This window comes from Xylophilus sp. GOD-11R (assembly GCF_033546935.1).
Lineage (GTDB): Bacteria > Pseudomonadota > Gammaproteobacteria > Burkholderiales > Burkholderiaceae_C > Xylophilus.
Genome location: NZ_CP137854.1, coordinates 1,097,398 through 1,113,414 on the forward strand (window position 1 = coordinate 1,097,398; position 16,017 = coordinate 1,113,414).

14 protein-coding genes, 2 tRNA genes and 1 pseudogene are annotated in these 16,017 nt (G+C 66.9%); 7 read left to right on the plus strand and 10 right to left on the minus strand.

Annotation, left to right across the window (positions count from 1 at the left end; translation table 11 throughout):
* Positions 1-3: 3 nt before the first annotated feature.
* The 6 genes from R9X41_RS05030 to efp form a co-directional block, all read right to left on the minus strand.
* On the minus strand, positions 4-3,123 hold the full coding sequence (locus tag R9X41_RS05030) for an efflux RND transporter permease subunit (protein ID WP_318633791.1): 3,120 nt from the start codon (positions 3,121-3,123) through the stop codon (positions 4-6).
* Positions 3,124-3,132: 9 nt separating this feature from the next.
* Complete coding sequence (locus R9X41_RS05035) at positions 3,133-4,236, minus strand: efflux RND transporter periplasmic adaptor subunit (RefSeq protein WP_318633792.1); 1,104 nt, start codon at positions 4,234-4,236, stop codon at positions 3,133-3,135.
* Positions 4,233-4,781 (minus strand): hypothetical protein, encoded by a 549-nt coding sequence (locus R9X41_RS05040; RefSeq protein ID WP_318633793.1) that lies wholly within the window; start codon positions 4,779-4,781, stop codon positions 4,233-4,235. The genes R9X41_RS05035 and R9X41_RS05040 overlap by 4 nt, the downstream gene beginning before the upstream one ends.
* An 11-nt stretch (positions 4,782-4,792) precedes the next feature.
* On the minus strand, positions 4,793-6,034 hold the full coding sequence (locus tag R9X41_RS05045) for a TolC family protein (RefSeq protein WP_318633794.1): 1,242 nt from the start codon (positions 6,032-6,034) through the stop codon (positions 4,793-4,795).
* 102 nt (positions 6,035-6,136) lie between these two features.
* Entirely contained in the window at positions 6,137-6,526 is a 390-nt protein-coding gene (locus R9X41_RS05050) for a hypothetical protein (RefSeq protein ID WP_318633795.1), read from the minus strand.
* Positions 6,527-6,605: 79 nt separating this feature from the next.
* Positions 6,606-7,160: an elongation factor P gene (gene efp / locus R9X41_RS05055; RefSeq protein ID WP_318633796.1), complete on the minus strand. Its 555-nt coding sequence runs from the start codon at positions 7,158-7,160 to the stop codon at positions 6,606-6,608.
* Positions 7,161-7,341: 181 nt separating this feature from the next.
* On the opposite strand from efp, the gene R9X41_RS05060 reads away from it, so the two are divergent.
* On the plus strand, positions 7,342-8,118 hold the full coding sequence (locus R9X41_RS05060) for a fumarylacetoacetate hydrolase family protein (protein WP_318633797.1): 777 nt from the start codon (positions 7,342-7,344) through the stop codon (positions 8,116-8,118).
* Between the two features lie 92 nt (positions 8,119-8,210).
* Here the strand turns inward: R9X41_RS05060 and R9X41_RS05065 are convergent.
* A pseudogene (locus R9X41_RS05065) lies at positions 8,211-8,406 on the minus strand (UDP-2,3-diacylglucosamine diphosphatase); the annotation flags it as partial.
* 93 nt (positions 8,407-8,499) lie between these two features.
* A complete protein-coding gene (gene earP / locus R9X41_RS05070; protein ID WP_318633798.1) occupies positions 8,500-9,573 on the minus strand; it encodes an elongation factor P maturation arginine rhamnosyltransferase EarP in 1,074 nt (357 codons plus the stop codon).
* A gap of 68 nt (positions 9,574-9,641) precedes the next feature.
* Here earP and uvrC point away from each other — a divergent pair, with 68 nt between their 5' ends.
* The 6 genes from uvrC (at position 9,642) to R9X41_RS05100 (ending at position 14,991) form a co-directional block, all read left to right on the plus strand.
* A complete protein-coding gene (gene uvrC, locus R9X41_RS05075) occupies positions 9,642-11,594 on the plus strand; it encodes an excinuclease ABC subunit UvrC (protein WP_318633799.1) in 1,953 nt (650 codons plus the stop codon).
* 71 nt (positions 11,595-11,665) lie between these two features.
* The gene (gene pgsA, locus R9X41_RS05080) at positions 11,666-12,232 is read left to right on the plus strand and encodes a CDP-diacylglycerol--glycerol-3-phosphate 3-phosphatidyltransferase (protein ID WP_318635156.1); all 567 of its coding nucleotides are present in this window, start codon (positions 11,666-11,668) and stop codon (positions 12,230-12,232) included.
* A 247-nt stretch (positions 12,233-12,479) separates the two neighbouring features.
* On the plus strand, positions 12,480-12,752 hold the full coding sequence (locus R9X41_RS05085) for an HU family DNA-binding protein (RefSeq protein WP_160553859.1): 273 nt from the start codon (positions 12,480-12,482) through the stop codon (positions 12,750-12,752).
* Between the two features lie 16 nt (positions 12,753-12,768).
* A tRNA-Val gene (locus tag R9X41_RS05090) sits at positions 12,769-12,844 on the plus strand.
* Positions 12,845-12,924: 80 nt separating this feature from the next.
* The gene (locus R9X41_RS05095; protein ID WP_318633800.1) at positions 12,925-14,847 is read left to right on the plus strand and encodes a SurA N-terminal domain-containing protein; all 1,923 of its coding nucleotides are present in this window, start codon (positions 12,925-12,927) and stop codon (positions 14,845-14,847) included.
* A 68-nt stretch (positions 14,848-14,915) separates the two neighbouring features.
* Positions 14,916-14,991 (plus strand) — tRNA-His (locus tag R9X41_RS05100).
* A 249-nt stretch (positions 14,992-15,240) separates the two neighbouring features.
* On the opposite strand, the gene R9X41_RS05105 is transcribed toward R9X41_RS05100, so the two are convergent.
* Together R9X41_RS05105 and R9X41_RS05110 are read right to left on the minus strand one after the other, a co-directional pair.
* Positions 15,241-15,471, minus strand: coding sequence for a hypothetical protein (locus R9X41_RS05105; RefSeq protein WP_318633801.1), 231 nt, complete (start codon positions 15,469-15,471; stop codon positions 15,241-15,243).
* A 134-nt stretch (positions 15,472-15,605) separates the two neighbouring features.
* Entirely contained in the window at positions 15,606-16,016 is a 411-nt protein-coding gene (locus tag R9X41_RS05110) for a Rap1a/Tai family immunity protein (protein WP_318633802.1), read from the minus strand.
* Position 16,017: the final 1 nt, after the last annotated feature.

The window sequence follows — 16,017 nt, forward strand, 5'->3', positions numbered from 1 at the left end:
AAATCAGAGGGCTTCGGCGTCGGCTGATTCGGCCAGCCGCTGGGCCGGTCGGCGGCCGAATCGCCAGAACAGGGCGGGCGTCAGAAAGGTGTCCAGCAGCGTCGAGCTGACCAGTCCGAAGAAGATCACCACCGCCACCGGATGCAGCACCTCGGTGCCCGGCTGCTCGGCCTCGAACAGCAGCGGCGCCAGCGCGAAGGCGGTGACCAGCGCAGTCATCAGCACCGGCGCCAGGCGCTCCAGCGACCCGCGCACCACCATTTGCCGGTCGAAGCGCTCGCCCTCGAAGCGCATCAGGTTGATGTAGTGGCTGACCTTGAGGATGCCGTTGCGCACCGAGATGCCGCCCAGCGTGATGAAGCCCACCAGCGCGGCGATGGACAGCGGCTGCCCGGCCAGCCACAGGCCCGCCACCGCGCCGACGAGCGCCAGCGGAATGTTGGCCATGATCAGCAGCGACAGCCCCACCGACCGGTAGCGGCTGTAGAGCACCAGGAACATCAGCGACAGCGACACCAGCGACAGCAGGCCGACCAGCCGCGAGGCTTCTTCCTGCGCCTGGAACTGGCCGCCCAGGGTGATGAAGTAGCCCTCGGGCAGCCGGCTCTCGTCGACCACGCGGCGGATGTCTTCCACCACCTCCGACAAGGCGCGCCCCTGCGCATTGGCCGAAAGCACGATGCGCCGCCGGCCGTCGTCGCGGCTGATCTGGTTGGGGCCGTCGCTTTCCTCCACCGTGGCGATCTTCGACAGCGGTATGCGTCCGGAAGGCGTCTCGATCAGCAGACGCTGCAGGCTCTCGATGGAGCGGGCGTCCTCGGGCAGCTTCACGACCAGCGCGAAACGCCGCGCGCCCTCGACGATTTGCGTCACCCGCTCGCCCTCGATCAGGCTCTGCAGCGTGGCCAGCACCTGCGCGGTGGGCACGCCGTAGCGGGCGGCGGCGTCGTAGTCGAGACGGATCTTGATCTGCGGCGCCAGCACCTGCTTTTCCACCTCCAGGTCGGCGAGCCCCGGAATCGCCGCGAGCCGCGCGCGCAGCGATTCCGCCTGGCCGCGCAGGGTGTCGAGGTCTTCGCCGAAGAGCTTGATCGCGATTTGCGCGCGCACGCCCGAGAGCATGTGGTCGATGCGGTGGGAGATCGGCTGCCCGACCGAGATGGCGGCCGGCAGGCTGGCCAGCCGGGCGCGGATGTCGCCGGTGATCTCGCCCATCGATCGTGTGAGTTCGGACGAGGGTTGCAGGCCCACGTCGAGCTCGCTCACATGCACGCCCTCGGCATGCTCGTCGAGCTCGGCCCGCCCGCTGCGGCGCCCCACGTGCGTCACCTCCGGCACCTGTCGGATCAGCACCTCGGCCTTGCGCGCCAGTTCGGCCGATTCGGTCAGCGTCACGCCCGGGTTCAGGCGCATGCCGATCAGCAGCGTGCCTTCGTTGAAGGGCGGCAGGAAAGTGGTGGGAAAGAACGGAACCGAGGCGATGGCCGCCAGCGCCACGAGGGCCCCGGCAGCGATCGCCGGACCCGGCCGCGCCAGCACCCGGTGCAGCCCGGCGGCGTAGTGCCGCTTGAGCCAGGCCAGCAGCCGGGTGTCGCCGTGGTCCAGCGACTTCATCGTGGGCAGCAGGTAATAGGCGAGCACCGGCGTCACCGTCACCGACACGAGCAGGCTGGCGAGGGTGGACACGATGAAGGCCACGCCCAGCGGTATGAAGAGCCGGCCTTCCATGCCGGGCAGCGCGAACAGCGGCACGAACACCAGCACGATGATAACCGTGGCGTAGAGGATGGCCGAGCGCACTTCGAGCGACGCGCTCGTCACCAGGGCGATGAGGCCGCTGCGCTCCGCGGGCTCGCGCGCCCGGTCTTCCTTCAGGCGGCGCAGGATGTTCTCCACGTCCACCACCGCGTCGTCGACCAGCCCGCCGATGGCGATCGCCAGGCCGCCCAGCGTCATGGTGTTGATGCTCAGCCCGAAGTACCTGAAGACCAGCGCCGTCATGAAGATGGACACCGGAATCGCGGTGAGCGCGATGACCGTGGGCCGCAGCGTGCCGAGAAAGAAGAACAGGATGGCGGCGACGAAGACCGAGGCGCCGATCAGCTTCCACTTCAGGTTGTCGATGGATGCCTCGATGAAGCTCGCCTGACGAAAGGTGACCCGTGGCGCCTCCATGCCGGCCGGCAAACCCGAGCGCATGCCGGTCAGCGCGCTTTCGAGCGAGCGGGTCAGGGCGATGGTGTCGGCCGTCGGCTGTTTCTGGATGCCCAGGATGACCGCCGGTTTGCCCTCGAAGCCGGCGTCGCCGCGCTTGACCGCAGGCGCGAACAGCACCTCGGCGATCTGCCGCAGCAGGATCGGTTGGCCACTGCGCGCGGTGAGCGCGAGGTTTTTCAGGTCGTCGAGCGCGGAGGTGCGGCCGAGGTTGCGAATCAGGTATTCGCGCCCGTTGAGCTCCAGGAATCCGCCCGAGGTGTTGGACGAATAGCCGCGCAGCGCGGCTTCGAGCTGCTCCTGCGAAATGCCGAGCTCGGCCATGCGCGCGGTGTTGGGCTGCACCTGGAACTGCCGCACCTCACCGCCGATCGGAATCACCTGCGCCACGCCCGGCACCGCCATCAGGCGTGGACGCAGCACCCAGTCGGCGTACTCGCGCACCGCCATCGGCGAGATCCTCTGCGTGTCCATCGGAATCGCGATCTGCAGGATCTCGCCCATGATCGAGCTGATCGGTCCCATGCGCGGCACGATGCCGGCAGGAATGGTGCCTTCCATCGACGACAGCCGCTCCGACACCATCTGCCGCGCGCGGAAGATGTCGGTGTCCCAGTCGAAGGTGACGTAGATGAAGGACAGGCCCGCCGAGGACACCGACCGCACGCCCTGCACGCCGGGCAGGCCGTTCATGGTGGTCTCGAGCGGAAAGGTGATGAGCAGTTCGACCTCTTCGGAGGCCATGCCGCCGGCCTCGGTCATCAGCGTCACGGTGGGGCGGTTGAGGTCGGGAAAGACATCGACCGGCGTGCGCGACAGCGTCCACGCGCCATAACCCATCAGGGTCACGGCCGCGACCAGTACCAGCAGCCGGTTGGCCAGGCTGGATTGCAGGAGCCACTTGAACATGCGGACTCCTCAGCGGACCTGATTGATCAGGGCCGCGCCCTGCACGGCGACACGCTCGCCGGCCACCAGGCCCGAGGTGATCGCTACCGACACACCGTCGAGCGGCTCGGTGGTGACCACGCGAGGCTCGAAGCGCTCGGGCGCCGTCTTCACCCAGACGATGTTCTGGTTCGACGGGTTCTTCATCAGCGCGGCGGCGGGCACGGCGATGGCGTCGAGCCGGGCGCGCGACCGCACGAAGACCTGCACCGGCTGGCCGACCGCGAGCTGCCGCGCGCCTTCGCCCTGCACCCGAAAGAACAGCGGCAGCGCCTGCTCGCGCAGGGTGCGCGCCGCGCCCACGAACTGCAGCGGCACGCGTTGCGGGCCGACCGCCAGCGATGCCGATTCGATATCGGCGCCGACCGCCGCGTCAAAAGCCAGCGCCTCCACCGACAGGCGCGCCGGGTCCACGATCTCGTAGACCAGCTCGCGCGCGTCGAGCACCTGACCGGCGACCGCGAAGCTCGACGCCACCACGCCCGACACCGGCGCGACCAGCGCTTCGCGCTGCGTCAGGCCGGTGCCGATGGCGTCGGAGCGCGCCCGCAGGCTCTGCACCTCGGCCTCCACCGCCTCGATCTCCTTGCGCGGGATCGTGTCGGCGAGCTCGCGCAGGCGGGCCAGGCGTTTTTCGGCCAGCAGTCGCGCCGCGCGAAACTCGCCGAGCTGCGCGTTCTGGTTGGAGCGCTCGATGGCGGTCGCCGAGGGCATCACATAGGCCAGCACTTCACCCTTGCGCACGGCCTGGCCGATGGACGGCAGTCCCCGGCCCGTGGCTTCGAGGCGGCCGCCGACGGTAGGCTGCACCTTGCCTCCGGCATTCGGGTCCATGACGACCCGGCCGGTCAACTCGACGGTGCGGGCCAGCTGGCTGGCTTGCGTAACCTGGGTGCGCACGCTCAGCTGGCGCTGGGTGGGCTTGGGCAGGAAGACGCTGCCATCGGGCTGGCGGCCGGGGCTGTTGGCGGCTGCCGGCGGCGGGGCATCGCCATGGTCATGGCCGGGGCCGGCGATGGCGATGGCGGGCGTGGCGGCGGCGAGGCAGAGCGTGACGAGAAGACGGGCGATCATGCGGCACCTCCGATACGCGAGCGGCGCGACAGGGCAGCGCGGCGAATGAAGGCGAACGCCACGGCGGCCGATGCCAGTCCGGCGGCGACCCACAGCAGCGGGCGCTTCCAGGAACGGCCGGTGGCGGAGGCGCCGTGTGTGTCGGCTTGCCGCACCAGGTCGGCGGCGAGGATGTCGGTGTCGGCGCGGTCGACCACCGTGGCGGTCACCGCGCTGGTGCCGGTCGGCAGGGCCGAAGCCAGCATGCCGTGGAATTCGCCCGGCTGGCTTTCCTGCAGCGGCACCTTCGCGCCGGCTATTTCCAGATCCACCTTCGCGCCAGAGGCCGGCGTGTTGTCGGCGAAACGGTCGAGGTAGAGCGTGAGGCTGCGGTCATCGACGATGCCGACCATCTCGAACTGGTCGGACATGGCGGTGAAGCGGGGCAGGGCCGGGCCGCTGACGGCGGCCGGGGCGGCACCGTGGTCGTGGCCGGCGTCGGCTTGTGCCGACGGGCAGAACAGCGCGGCCAGCGATAGCCACAGCAGAAAGCGTTTCGTGGTCATGGGGATGTCTTTCATTCGGGCAGCAGGCCCAGGGCCTGGCGCAGCGAGGAGATGGCGGCGGCGCGTTCGAGCCGGGTGCGCGAGGCCTGGCGTTCGGCCTCATAGGATTCGAGTTCGATCCGCAGCCGGGTCGGCAGGTCGGTTTCGCCGAGGCGGAAGGATTTTTCGAAGAAGCCACGCGCCTCGCGGGCCAGGCGTGCGCGCCGGTCGGCGGCATCCACCGACACCTCGAGAGCGCGTACCGCGTCGCGCGCGGAAGCGGCTTCGGACGCGATGCGCTGGGTCTGCAGCGCGAGCCAGGTTTCGGCTTCGAGCTGATCGGCGCTGGCCGATGTGATGCGGGCCTCGCTCGCGTACGACTTGCCGATGGGAATGCGCAGCGCGACGACGGCGGTGCGCTCGTAGCGCTCGCCGGCGACGCCGCGTTCGCGCACCGCGCCAATCGACACCTCCGGATTCGCCCATTGCTGCACACCGGCCAGCTCGCGCTGGCGTCGGGCCGACTCGGCGCGCGTGGCGAGTTCGAGCAGGGCGGGGTGCTCGGGCGATGGCTGGTCCGATGCCGGCATGACTTCGGTCGGCGAGTCGTCGCCATTGGTCGGCTGCAGGCCGGTGAGGGTGAACCAACGGCGGGTGGCGCGTGCGGCGTTGGCGCCGGCTTCGGCTACCGCGGCTTCGGCGGCCGCGACGATGCCGTCGGCTTGGTGGGCATCGGCCCGGGCCAGGTCGCCGGCGTTCACCCGGCGGCTTACGTCGCTGGCGAGTCCCCGCGCATTGCGCAGGCGTTCCTGCGCGAGCTCGACTTCCTGGACGGCACGGGCCTGGTTCCAGTAGGCGCCGCGCAGCAGTTCGGCCAGCGACAGGCGTGTGGCGCCGAGCCGTGCTTCCAGGGCATCGCCATCGGCCTGGGCGACCGCTTGCGTGCTGCCGCGTTCATGGGGTAGCCAGAGCGGCACCGAGACGGCGGCGTCGTATTCACGGGCGCCGGCGTTGCCGTTGGCGCGGTCGCTGCGGCCGACCAGGTCGAGCGTGGGCGCGCCGGGTGTCCAGCGCTGGGCGGCCCGCCGGGCCGCGTCGACGGCGTCACGCCGCAGTTCGGTGGAGCGTTGTTCGGGCTGGCGTTCCCAGGCGGCGGCCAGGCCGCGCTTGAGCGGATGCTCCAGCGCGACGGCCGTTTGCGCATGGCCAGCGTTGGCGGCGATCCACAGGACCGCAGCGAGGATGCCGGGGCGAACCCAGGGCTTGGTAGGCATGAAATCTCTCGTCGTCGTGGCGCGCGAAGGCACGCGCCGTGGAGGAATACCGACGAGAGGAATCGCCCCGCGGGGCGTGTTCGGGAGTCGCTCGTCGGCCGGTCAGGCGACGAGGGGAAGCGGCGGGCGCAGGAAGGATTCGAGCGGAGGCTCGGGCAGGTGATGGCTGTAGGCCGTCGACTGCTGGCCGGCGACCCAGGTGTGACCGGGCGCGGCATAGGAAGAGGGATAGCCCGAACCGAGGCCGTGACAGGCGTGGCAGTCGGGATGGGTGCCGGGCGACGGGTGCGCGGTCTTGGTGTCGGCTCCGGCCTGGTCGTCGGCGTCGACCTGCTGGTCGGCCGCGTGCAGGTCGGTGGCTGCCACATGCCGATGTTCGTGGTGCCCGAAGTGCGAACCGGTGCGCTCGTGCTGGCAGACGGTGGCCGCGGCTGCCCAGCTCCATTGGAGCGGCAGCAGGAACATCAGGAAGACGATGAGGAGGCGGCGCATGCGGCGGAAAGTCTATCAGTCGAACTGGAGAGGACCGATATGACCGCCGCCGCGAAAGGTCTTGGAGACCTGGGGAACCTTAGACGCGCTTGCGGTACTCGCCGGTGCGGGTGTCGATTTCGATGCGGTCGCCTTGCGCGACGAACAGCGGAACCGGGATCTCGAAGCCGGTGGAGATCTTGGCGGGCTTGAGCACCTTGCCGGACGTGTCGCCCTTGACAGCGGGTTCGGTCCAGGTGATTTCGCGCTCGATGCTGGTCGGCAGTTCGACCGAGATGGCCTTGCCGTCGTAGAACACCACTTCGACGGTCATGCCGTCTTCGAGGTAGTTCAACGCGTCGCCCATGTTCTCGGCTTCGACTTCGTATTGGTTGAACTCGGTGTCCATGCAGACATACATCGGGTCGGCGAAGTAGGAGTAGGTGCACTCCTTCTTGTCGAGCACGATCTGGTCCATCTTGTCGTCGGCCTTGAACACCACTTCGGTGTTGAAGTTGGCGATGAGGCTCTTGAGCTTCATGCGCACGGTGGCGGAATTGCGACCACCGCGGCTGTATTCGGTCTTGAGCACGACCATCGGATCCTTGCCATGCATGATCACGTTGCCGGCGCGGATTTCTTGAGCGATTTTCATAAGGTTGTCTGGCTGGTTGGCCGCAGGGCGCGGCAAGCCCTGTGAACCATTGCGGACCCGGTCCGAACAGCGGGGCAGTCGATTTTCGAAAAGCCTCCGATTTTAGCGCGTTCACGCGGCAAGGTCATTTCGGGCAGACTCTCGGGCGTTTTCCGCAGACTTTCCCTTAGGGGTTTCAACCTTGTCATCCAACGTCAACGCCAAAATCGCCGCCGCTCTCGTCGAGGCGCGCCGTTCCGGCCACCAGGCCGACGACAGTCTCTGGGCCGATATCGCGCTTCCCGCCGACGACATCTACAACATCCAGGAACGCGTTTCCGCCGCCATGGGTTGGGATACGCCGGCCACCGAACCGAGTTTCTGGAAAGGCGGCGGCGCCGGCCCAGGCTCGGTCGCCAGTTTCGCCCGCCTGCCCGCGCCCTGGGTGCGGCCGGCGCCGGGCCCGTTCCGTGCGGACGATTTCCATCGCCGTGGCATCGAGATCGAGGTCGCCTTCCGCCTGGCCCGTGACGTGGAAGCGGCCGACTTGGCCCTGCGGACCGCGCACGATCCGGCGGCTTTCCTGGACGCCGTGGCGGTGTCGATCGAACTGGTCGATTTCCGCTGGGCCGGTGCCGAGTCGGCAGCCTCGGGGCTGCGCCAGGCCGACGTGCAGTGCAACGGCGCGCTGGTGATCGGCGATTGGGTGCCGATGCGCGAGATCGACTGGTCGCAACAGGTCGCCCGGCTGGAGATCGACGGCCAGCCTGCCGGCCAGTGGACCGGCAGCCACGCGGCGGGCGACCCGCTCTGGTTCGCGCCGCAGTGGCTGTCGCATGCGGTGGCGCGCCGCGGCCGCCTGGCCGAAGGCAGCGTGCTGACCACCGGCTCCTGGTGCGGCATGGTCTGGGTCGAAGGGCGATCGGAAGTGCGCGCGGTGTTCGACGGTATCGGCGAGGCCCGGCTGACGCTGGTCTGATCGGGAATGCGGCAGCGCTGCTTCAGGGTCTCAGGCCGCGGTGCCGCGCACCACGTCGAATTCGGTCGCCACGCGCGCCTGGGCCGTGTCGACGATTGCGGCCAGTACCAGCTGCGGCGCAGCTGCCAGCCGTCGATGATGTCGCCAACGAGATAGAGCGTCTCGCATTCGACATACCGCGGGAAGTCGAGCAGTGCGGCGGCCTGGCAGCCCGGGGGTGCCCAGGTGCAGGTCCGAAATCCAGACCGTGCGCACGGTCAACGGGCTCTTGGCATCGAGATCGGTCATGCGATGTTCCTCACGTCGACATGCTGCGGGATGCCCGCAGCCGCACGTGACGAAGACGTGAACGGTTCTCGAAGATTCCGGCGGAGTGGCCAGTCAGCCGGCGCGGTCGCGCAGGCTGTCGACGAACGCGCGCAGCTGGGTCAGCAGGTCCGGCTGGCGTTGCAAGGCGGTCGTCGCGACCTCGGCGGTCTGGCGCCATTCGGCGAGCATGGCGGCTGAGGGCGCTGCGATCGGCGCATCGGCGATGCCGTTCCAGGCAGCATGGAAGCGGCGAAGGGATTCGGGCGCTGCGATGGTCCGCAAAAAGGCGTCGAGCTTGTCGTGGTGCGCGTCATCGTCTTGCGGGTAGATCTGCCAGACCAGCGGTGCGCCGGCCCACAGCGCGCGGACCAGGGAATCCTCGCCGCGCACCAGGTTCAGGTCGCACGACCAGAGCAGTTCGTCGAAGGATTCCTGCGGCAGATAGGGCAGGTAGTCGATGCGCAAGGCGCCGAGGCCCTCAGGCACGCTGGCGCGCACGGCCTTGGCAGCGCGGCCGGCGGTGACCAGCAGCCGCGTCGGCTCCCCGGCCTGCGACCAGCGGGCGAGGAGGCCGCCGAGGGCCGGCGGCTCGTAGCAGAAGAGCGATACCAGGCGTTCACCTTGCCAGGCGATGCCCCGGTCGGCCAGCCAGGCGGCGCGGTCGAACGTGCGGCGGCGTTCTTCGAGCTCGGGTTCACGCAGCAGACCACCGGTGGCGGGGGTGAATCCGGGGTAGAAGAAATGCTTGGTCAGGCCAGCGCCGGGCCCGTGGAAGACCGGCGAAGGCAGGCGGTGCATGCGCTCCACATAACTTTCGGCGCAGAGGTATTCCAGGTTGATCCACGACCGTGGCCCGGGGGCGGCGGCGAAGCGCGCGAGCAGGGCGGGCTCCGGGTCGCAGCCGAAGGCCTCGATCACCACGTCGGGAGCGGCATCGCGCACCGCGGCTTCCACCGCAATGAGGTCGCACCAGTCGATCACCGCGACGCCCGCGCGGCCGTGCGGCGCCATCCAGGCCAGCGCCGACGCGTCGTCCACCCAGAGGCGCACCCGCTCGCCGGCGCCCGCGAGCTGCGACGCGAGCCGCCAGCAGACGCCCAGATCGCCATGGTTGTCGATGACCTTGCAGAAGATGTCCCAGCGCATGCGTTCCCGCCTTTCGGCAGCGATTGTCCCCGGGCCACCGCATCGCCTCGCGAGCCACAATAGCCGCCATGTCCGACGTGCATTCCGACCAACTCCTCGCAGAAGTCGCGGCCCTGCCGCCGCTGCCGGGCGTCTACCGCTATTTCGACGCCGAAGGCGCGCTGCTTTACGTGGGCAAGGCGCGCAACCTCAAGCGCCGCGTGGCGAGCTATTTCCAGAAAAACCACGGTGCCACCCGCATCGGCCACATGATCGCCCGCATCGCGCGCATGGAGACCACTGTGGTGCGCTCGGAAGCCGAGGCACTGCTGCTCGAAAACAACCTGATCAAGACGCAGAACCCGCGCTACAACATCGTCTTTCGCGACGACAAGAGTTATCCCTACTTGAAGATCACCGGCCAGCCGGACGCCCGCACGGCCGAAACCGCGCCGCACGCCCAGCAGTTTCCGCGCATGGCGTACTACCGGGGCGCGGTCGAGCGGCGGCACCGTTATTTCGGGCCGTTTCCCAGCGCGTGGGCGGTGAAGGAATCGATCCAGCTCATCCAGAAGGTTTTTCGGCTGCGCACTTGCGAAGACACGGTCTTCAACAACCGCACCCGGCCCTGCCTGCTCTACCAGATCAAGCGTTGCTCCGGCCCCTGCGTCAACCTGATCTCGCCCGAGGCCTACAGCGTGGACGTGGCCCATGCGGAGCGCTTCCTGCGTGGCGAGACGCAGGAGGTGGTCGAGACGCTCAACCAGCGCATGGTCGCGCATGCCGAGCGGCTGGAGTTCGAGCAGGCGGCCGAGCTGCGCAACCAGGCGTCGGCCTTGTCCAAGGTGCTGCACCAGCAGTCGATCGAAACCGCTTCCGACAAGGACGTGGACATCGTCGCGGTCAAGGTGCAGGGTGGGCGCGCCTGCGTCAACCTCGCCATGGTGCGCGGTGGTCGGCACCTGGGCGACCGGGCGTATTTTCCGACCCATGTCGACGACGCGGCCGCACTGGAGGCCAGTGCGCTGGAGGAGGGCGCGGCCACGCCGGTGCCCGTCGAGCAGCAGGTGCTCGAGGCCTTCCTGGCGCAGCACTACACCGGCGTGGCGGCGCCTTCTGCGCTGGTGGTGGGTGCGCCGGTCTCGGCCGAGTTGCTGGAGGCGTTGTCGGGCACCGCATCGGCGCGCATCTCGGCGGTGCACAACCCGCGCGGCCAGCGTCGCATCTGGCTGGAGATGGCGCAGAAGGGCGCCGACCTGCAGCTCGCCCGCCTGCTGGCCGAAGAGGGCTCGCAGCAGGCGCGCACCCGCGCGCTGGTCGACGCGCTCGACCTGGCGCTGGAAGACCTCGACAAGTTGCGCATCGAGTGCTTCGACATCTCGCACACCGCTGGCGAAGCCACGCAGGCTTCGTGCGTGGTGTTTCAGAACCACCGCATGCTGTCGGCAGAATACCGGCGCTACAACATCGAAGGCATCACCGGTGGCGACGACTACGCCGCCATGCGCCAGGTGCTCACCCGCCGGTATGGAAAGCTCGCCGAGGCGGCCAAGGCATCGGCCGATCCGGACCAGCCCGTCACCGCGACCGCCCGCATGCCGGACCTGGTACTGGTCGACGGCGGCAAGGGCCAGGTGTCGATGGCGCGCGAGGTGTTCGAGACATTGGGGCTGGACCTGTCACTCATTGTCGGCGTGGAGAAAGGCGAGGGCCGCAAGGTCGGCCTGGAGGAACTGGTCTTCGCCGATGGCCGCGAGAAGGTCTACCTGGGGCGTGACTCGGCTGCGCTGATGCTGGTCGCGCAGATCCGCGACGAAGCGCACCGCTTCGCCATCACCGGCATGCGCGCCAAGCGGGCCAAGGTGCGCACCGGCGGCAGCCGGTTGGAGGACATCGCCGGCATAGGGCCCAAGAAGCGTGCGCGCCTGCTGCAGCACTTCGGCGGTGTGCGCGGCGTGGCGGCCGCGGGGGTCGAGGACATCATGCGGGTCGACGGGATTTCGCGCGAGCTCGCCGAGGACATCTACCGGGCCTTGCACTAGCCGCAGCATGCGGTTTTCGAGCCGTACGCCGCGTGACAGTCGGCCCGTGGACCGGGGGCCATAATGCCCGCATGTTCTGGACCTTGCCGACCATCCTCACCTGGACGCGGATCGTCGCGATCCCGCTGATCGCGGGCGTGTTCTATCTGCCGTTGAGCCCGGCAGCCTGCAACCTCATCGCGACCATCATGTTCATCGTCTTCGCGCTGACCGACTGGCTCGATGGCTGGCTGGCGCGCAAGCTCGGCCAGACCTCGTCGTTCGGCGCATTTCTCGATCCGGTGGCCGACAAGTTCCTGGTCTGCGCCTCGCTGCTGGTGCTGGTGCATCTGGGGCGGGCCGACGTTTTCGTGGCGCTCATCATCATCGGCCGCGAGATCGCCATCTCGGCCCTGCGCGAATGGATGGCGCAGATCGGCGCGTCGCGCAGCGTGGCGGTGCACATGCTGGGCAAGGTCAAGACCACCGTACAAATGGTGGCGATTCCCTTCCTGCTTTATCAAGGCGTCGTGTTCGGCGTCGTCGACACCGGCGCGTGGGGCCGGGTACTGATCTGGGCGGCTGCCGTTCTGACCGTTTGGTCGATGGTTTACTACCTTCAGAAAGCGCTTCCCGAGATACGTGCCCGCGTGAAATGAGAACGCTGCGGAATCCGACTAGAATTCGGCCTCCGCCATCGGTAAGCAGGCCCGCTTTCCAGAGTCCGTTTGCCATATTGACACCCCTGGAGTCACTGGCTTTAATCGAATTCCTGGCCTGCCGGCACCACGTCCAATCCGCCCTTGCGGGCTGATCACGCAGCGTGCCGAACTGAAGCCGCCCTTGCCGCGGCATCCCTACCGAATTCATCCGCGCAACCGTCTATCCGCTTTAGAGAGGCTATTTGTGAACAAGACCGAACTGATCGAGCACATCGCCAAGAACGCCGACATTTCCAAGGCAGCCGCTACCCGCGCGCTGGAATCCACCATCGGCGCCGTCAAGACCACATTGAAGAAAGGCGGCACGGTCTCGCTCGTCGGTTTCGGAACCTTCGCCGTTGGCAAGCGTGCAGCCCGCAGCGGCCGTAATCCGCGCACTGGTGCCGCGATCAAGATCAAGGCTGCTAAAGTACCGAAGTTCCGTCCGGGCAAGGCCCTGAAGGATGCCCTGAATTGATGCTCAGTCGAGAGTGGGGTGCTTAGCTCAGTTGGTAGAGCGGCGCCTTTACACGGCGTAGGTCGGCGGTTCGAGACCGTCAGCACCCACCACCCACTGCACACAAGGCGAACACCCCGTTCGCCTTTTTTGTTTCCGCCCGGCGCTTGACGCGCCCAACCAGAAGTCCGCCATGTTCGAGTTCATTCGCAAGCACTCCAAGATAGTGATGGTGGTGCTGTTCCTGCTGATCATCCCGTCATTCGTGATGTTCGGCGTCGATGGCTATCGCCGCTCGATGGAGCAGGGCGCCGCCGTTGCCACCGTGAATGGCGCCGACATCACGCAGGGCGAGTGGGACGAGGCGCATCGCCTCACCGTCGAGCGCACCCGGGCACAGTCACCCAACATCGATGCCCGGTTCTTCGATACTCCGGCGGCCAAGTACGCAACGCTCGAGCGGCTGGTGCGCGAACGCACCTTGCGCGCCGCCGCCGACAAATACCACCTGGCACCGAGCGAGGCGCGGCTGGCCAGCACGCTGCAGCAGGACCCGTCCATCGCGGCACTGCGCAGCGCCGACGGCAAGCTCGACATCGCCCAGTATCGGCAGATCCTGGCCGCGCAGGGCATGACGCCGGAAAGCTACGAAGCCCGCGTGGCGAGCGACATGGCACTGCGCCAGGTCCTGGAGGGCATTTCCTCCAGCGCGGTGGCCACGACCGCACAGGCCGACGCCGTGCTGGCGCCGTTCTTCCAGCAGCGCAACATCCAGGTCGCGTCTTTCAAGTCGGCCGATTACGTGGCCAAGGTCCAGCCCAACGATGCGGAGCTGCAGGCCTACTACGACGCCCATCAGGCGGTTTTCCGCAAGCCCGAACAGGCCGATGTCGAATACGTGGTGCTAGACATCGAAGCACTGCGACAGGGCATCGTGCCAGCCGAAAAGGACCTTCGTGATTTCTACGAGCAAAACCAGGCGCGACTCGTCGGCCAGGAAGAGCGCCGCGCCAGCCACATCCTGCTGACCGTTCCCAAGGACGCGCCGCAAACCGAGCGCGACAAGATCAAGGCGCATGCCGAGCAGTTGGTCGCTACCTTGCGCAAGGAGCCCGGCCGCTTCGCAGAAATTGCCCGCAAGGAGTCCCAGGATCCCGGGTCGGCCGCTCAAGGGGGCGACCTCAATTTTTTCACCCGGGGCGCCATGGTCAAGCCATTCGAAGACGCGGTCTATTCGATGAAAAAGGGCGACATCAGCGACGTCGTGACGTCGGATTTCGGCTTCCACATCATTCAGCTCACCGACATCAAGGCGCAGCGCCAGCGCAGCTTCGAGGAAGTCCGCGCCGATCTCGAATCCCAGTACCGGCAGCAGGAAGCCCAGAAGCGTTTTGCGGAAGCGGCCGACACCTTCACCAATACGGTCTACGAGCAGGCCGACAGCCTGAAGCCGGTCGCCGACAAGCTCAAGCTGACCGTTCGTACCGCCAGCAACGTGGGGCGCAATGCTGCGCCGGGAACCGCTGGTGTCCTGGCGAACGAACGTCTGTTGACCGCGCTGTTCGCGCCCGATGCCGTCGAGAAGAAACGCAACACCGAAGCGGTGGAAACGGGTCCGAGCCAACTGGCCTCCGCGCGAATCGTGAATTACACACCTGCGCGCACGCCGCCTTTCGCCGAGGTGCGTGACGAGGTGCGCCAGCGGCTCATCCGCGAGAAGGCTGGCGAAATGGCCAAGAAGGATGGCGAAGCCCGTCTGGCCGAGTGGAAAACCACGCCGGCGTCCGCACGCCTTCCGGCGGCAGTGGACGTGTCGCGCGGAGACGCGGCAGCTCAGGCGCCTGCCGTGGTGGCAGCGGCCATGCGCGCACCGACTGCCAGCCTGCCGGCGTGGGTGGGCGTCGATACCGCCGATGGTTATGCGGTCGTTCGCGTCAATTCGGTCGCTCCTCGTGCGGCGAATGCCAAGTCGGACCCGACGTCGGAACGCATGCAGGTGACGCAGTCGTCAGCCAGTGCGGAAAGCAACGCATACTACGAATGGCTGCGCACTCAGTTGAAGGTACAGATCAAGGCGCCACGCCCGATCACCATCACCGCGCCGGGCGCGAATTGAGCGAATTGCAACGAGAACGGATGCGCCTGGAAAACGGCTCCGTTTTCGGGCTATAATTTTGAGCTACGGTGGCTGTAGCTCAGTTGGTAGAGTCCAGGATTGTGATTCCTGTTGTCGTGGGTTCGAGCCCCATCAGCCACCCCAAATTTCATTCGAGTGCCTGTCTTCTTCTGGGAGCCAGGCACTTTTTGTTTGGTGCTCACAGTTCCGCGTTATGTTTGACGCTGATCCGGCCGCCGAAGCATAGGCTGGGTGCGAGCCTCAGGTCTGAAGATTGAACGAGGCTCTCTCTCGGTCTTCTTGGGGTCGTGCGGTGCTGGATGAAGTGGCCGTTGTACAAGTCCGCATCGGTTCAACCTAGCATTGGCTTAACTTCGCTCCGTGTCAGCTTTGCTACTGATACGGAATGTCGATATCGACTCGACCCGCCGGTCCTTCACCTCGCAAACGTACGTGCAACGGCGCTGGCCGAAGTTCGTCGCTGATCAAGCGATGGATGAGTTGCTTGCCGCTCAAGCCTTCCGACTGCACCAACCGATCGTAGGTCTGCAGAATCCCTACATGATTTTCATATTCGAGTCGGCCACCGTCGGTCAGATATATGGACACCGTCAGATTGCTCATGCTCATCTCCAGCACCGCCTGCCTTGACGGAATCCAAATATCGTAAAAAGCTTCTTATTCGCGATGTGTCAGATGACGCAGATTGCAATGGTCAGAATGGCCCCAATGCCCTGGTTAAACCCTCGGTCGCGACCTCAGCAGGCGAATGCCGTGTCCAGCGCGACTTCCATGACGTCGCCGAATGGCTCGCTGGAAGTGTCTGGACTGGCGTTCAAGAAATCGATGAAAACCGCGGCCACGCGGCCCGCTTCGATGCCGTTCGGCAGGCACAGGGTGCGTTGCTCGATTTTGCGGTACCGCAGGTAGGTATCCTCATTGCCATCAGTCGTCTGCAGCACCAGCGGATCCTGGGAAAATGTGGATCGGATGCCTTTTTGGATACCCGTCACATACCCTGCCAGGAATCCGTCCATCGTGGCGATGCAAGCGGCACTTTTGGCGTCGGGGCGGCATCTTGCGGCGACCGCACCAGCGGTCATTTCTGCCGCCGAAATGGTTTGGCAGATTCCCCCAGCCAGCACTGCTGCGCTGAGCGATCTGGCCATT

Excerpts from the sequence above, each read along its gene's own strand:
- R9X41_RS05045 (WP_318633794.1), bottom strand. The coding sequence starts at position 6,034 with ATGCCTACCAAGCCCTGGGTTCGCCCCGGCATCCTCGCTGCGGTCCTG.
- efp (WP_318633796.1), bottom strand. The coding sequence starts at position 7,160 with ATGAAAATCGCTCAAGAAATCCGCGCCGGCAACGTGATCATGCATGGC.
- R9X41_RS05095 (WP_318633800.1), top strand. The coding sequence starts at position 12,925 with ATGTTCGAGTTCATTCGCAAGCACTCCAAGATAGTGATGGTGGTGCTG.
- pgsA (WP_318635156.1), top strand. The coding sequence starts at position 11,666 with ATGTTCTGGACCTTGCCGACCATCCTCACCTGGACGCGGATCGTCGCG.
- R9X41_RS05105 (WP_318633801.1), bottom strand. The coding sequence starts at position 15,471 with ATGAGCAATCTGACGGTGTCCATATATCTGACCGACGGTGGCCGACTC.
- R9X41_RS05035 (WP_318633792.1), bottom strand. The coding sequence starts at position 4,236 with ATGATCGCCCGTCTTCTCGTCACGCTCTGCCTCGCCGCCGCCACGCCC.
- R9X41_RS05050 (WP_318633795.1), bottom strand. The coding sequence starts at position 6,526 with ATGCGCCGCCTCCTCATCGTCTTCCTGATGTTCCTGCTGCCGCTCCAA.
- R9X41_RS05110 (WP_318633802.1), bottom strand. The coding sequence starts at position 16,016 with ATGGCCAGATCGCTCAGCGCAGCAGTGCTGGCTGGGGGAATCTGCCAA.
- uvrC (WP_318633799.1), top strand. The coding sequence starts at position 9,642 with ATGTCCGACGTGCATTCCGACCAACTCCTCGCAGAAGTCGCGGCCCTG.
- R9X41_RS05040 (WP_318633793.1), bottom strand. The coding sequence starts at position 4,781 with ATGACCACGAAACGCTTTCTGCTGTGGCTATCGCTGGCCGCGCTGTTC.
- earP (WP_318633798.1), bottom strand. The coding sequence starts at position 9,573 with ATGCGCTGGGACATCTTCTGCAAGGTCATCGACAACCATGGCGATCTG.
- R9X41_RS05030 (WP_318633791.1), bottom strand. The coding sequence starts at position 3,123 with ATGTTCAAGTGGCTCCTGCAATCCAGCCTGGCCAACCGGCTGCTGGTA.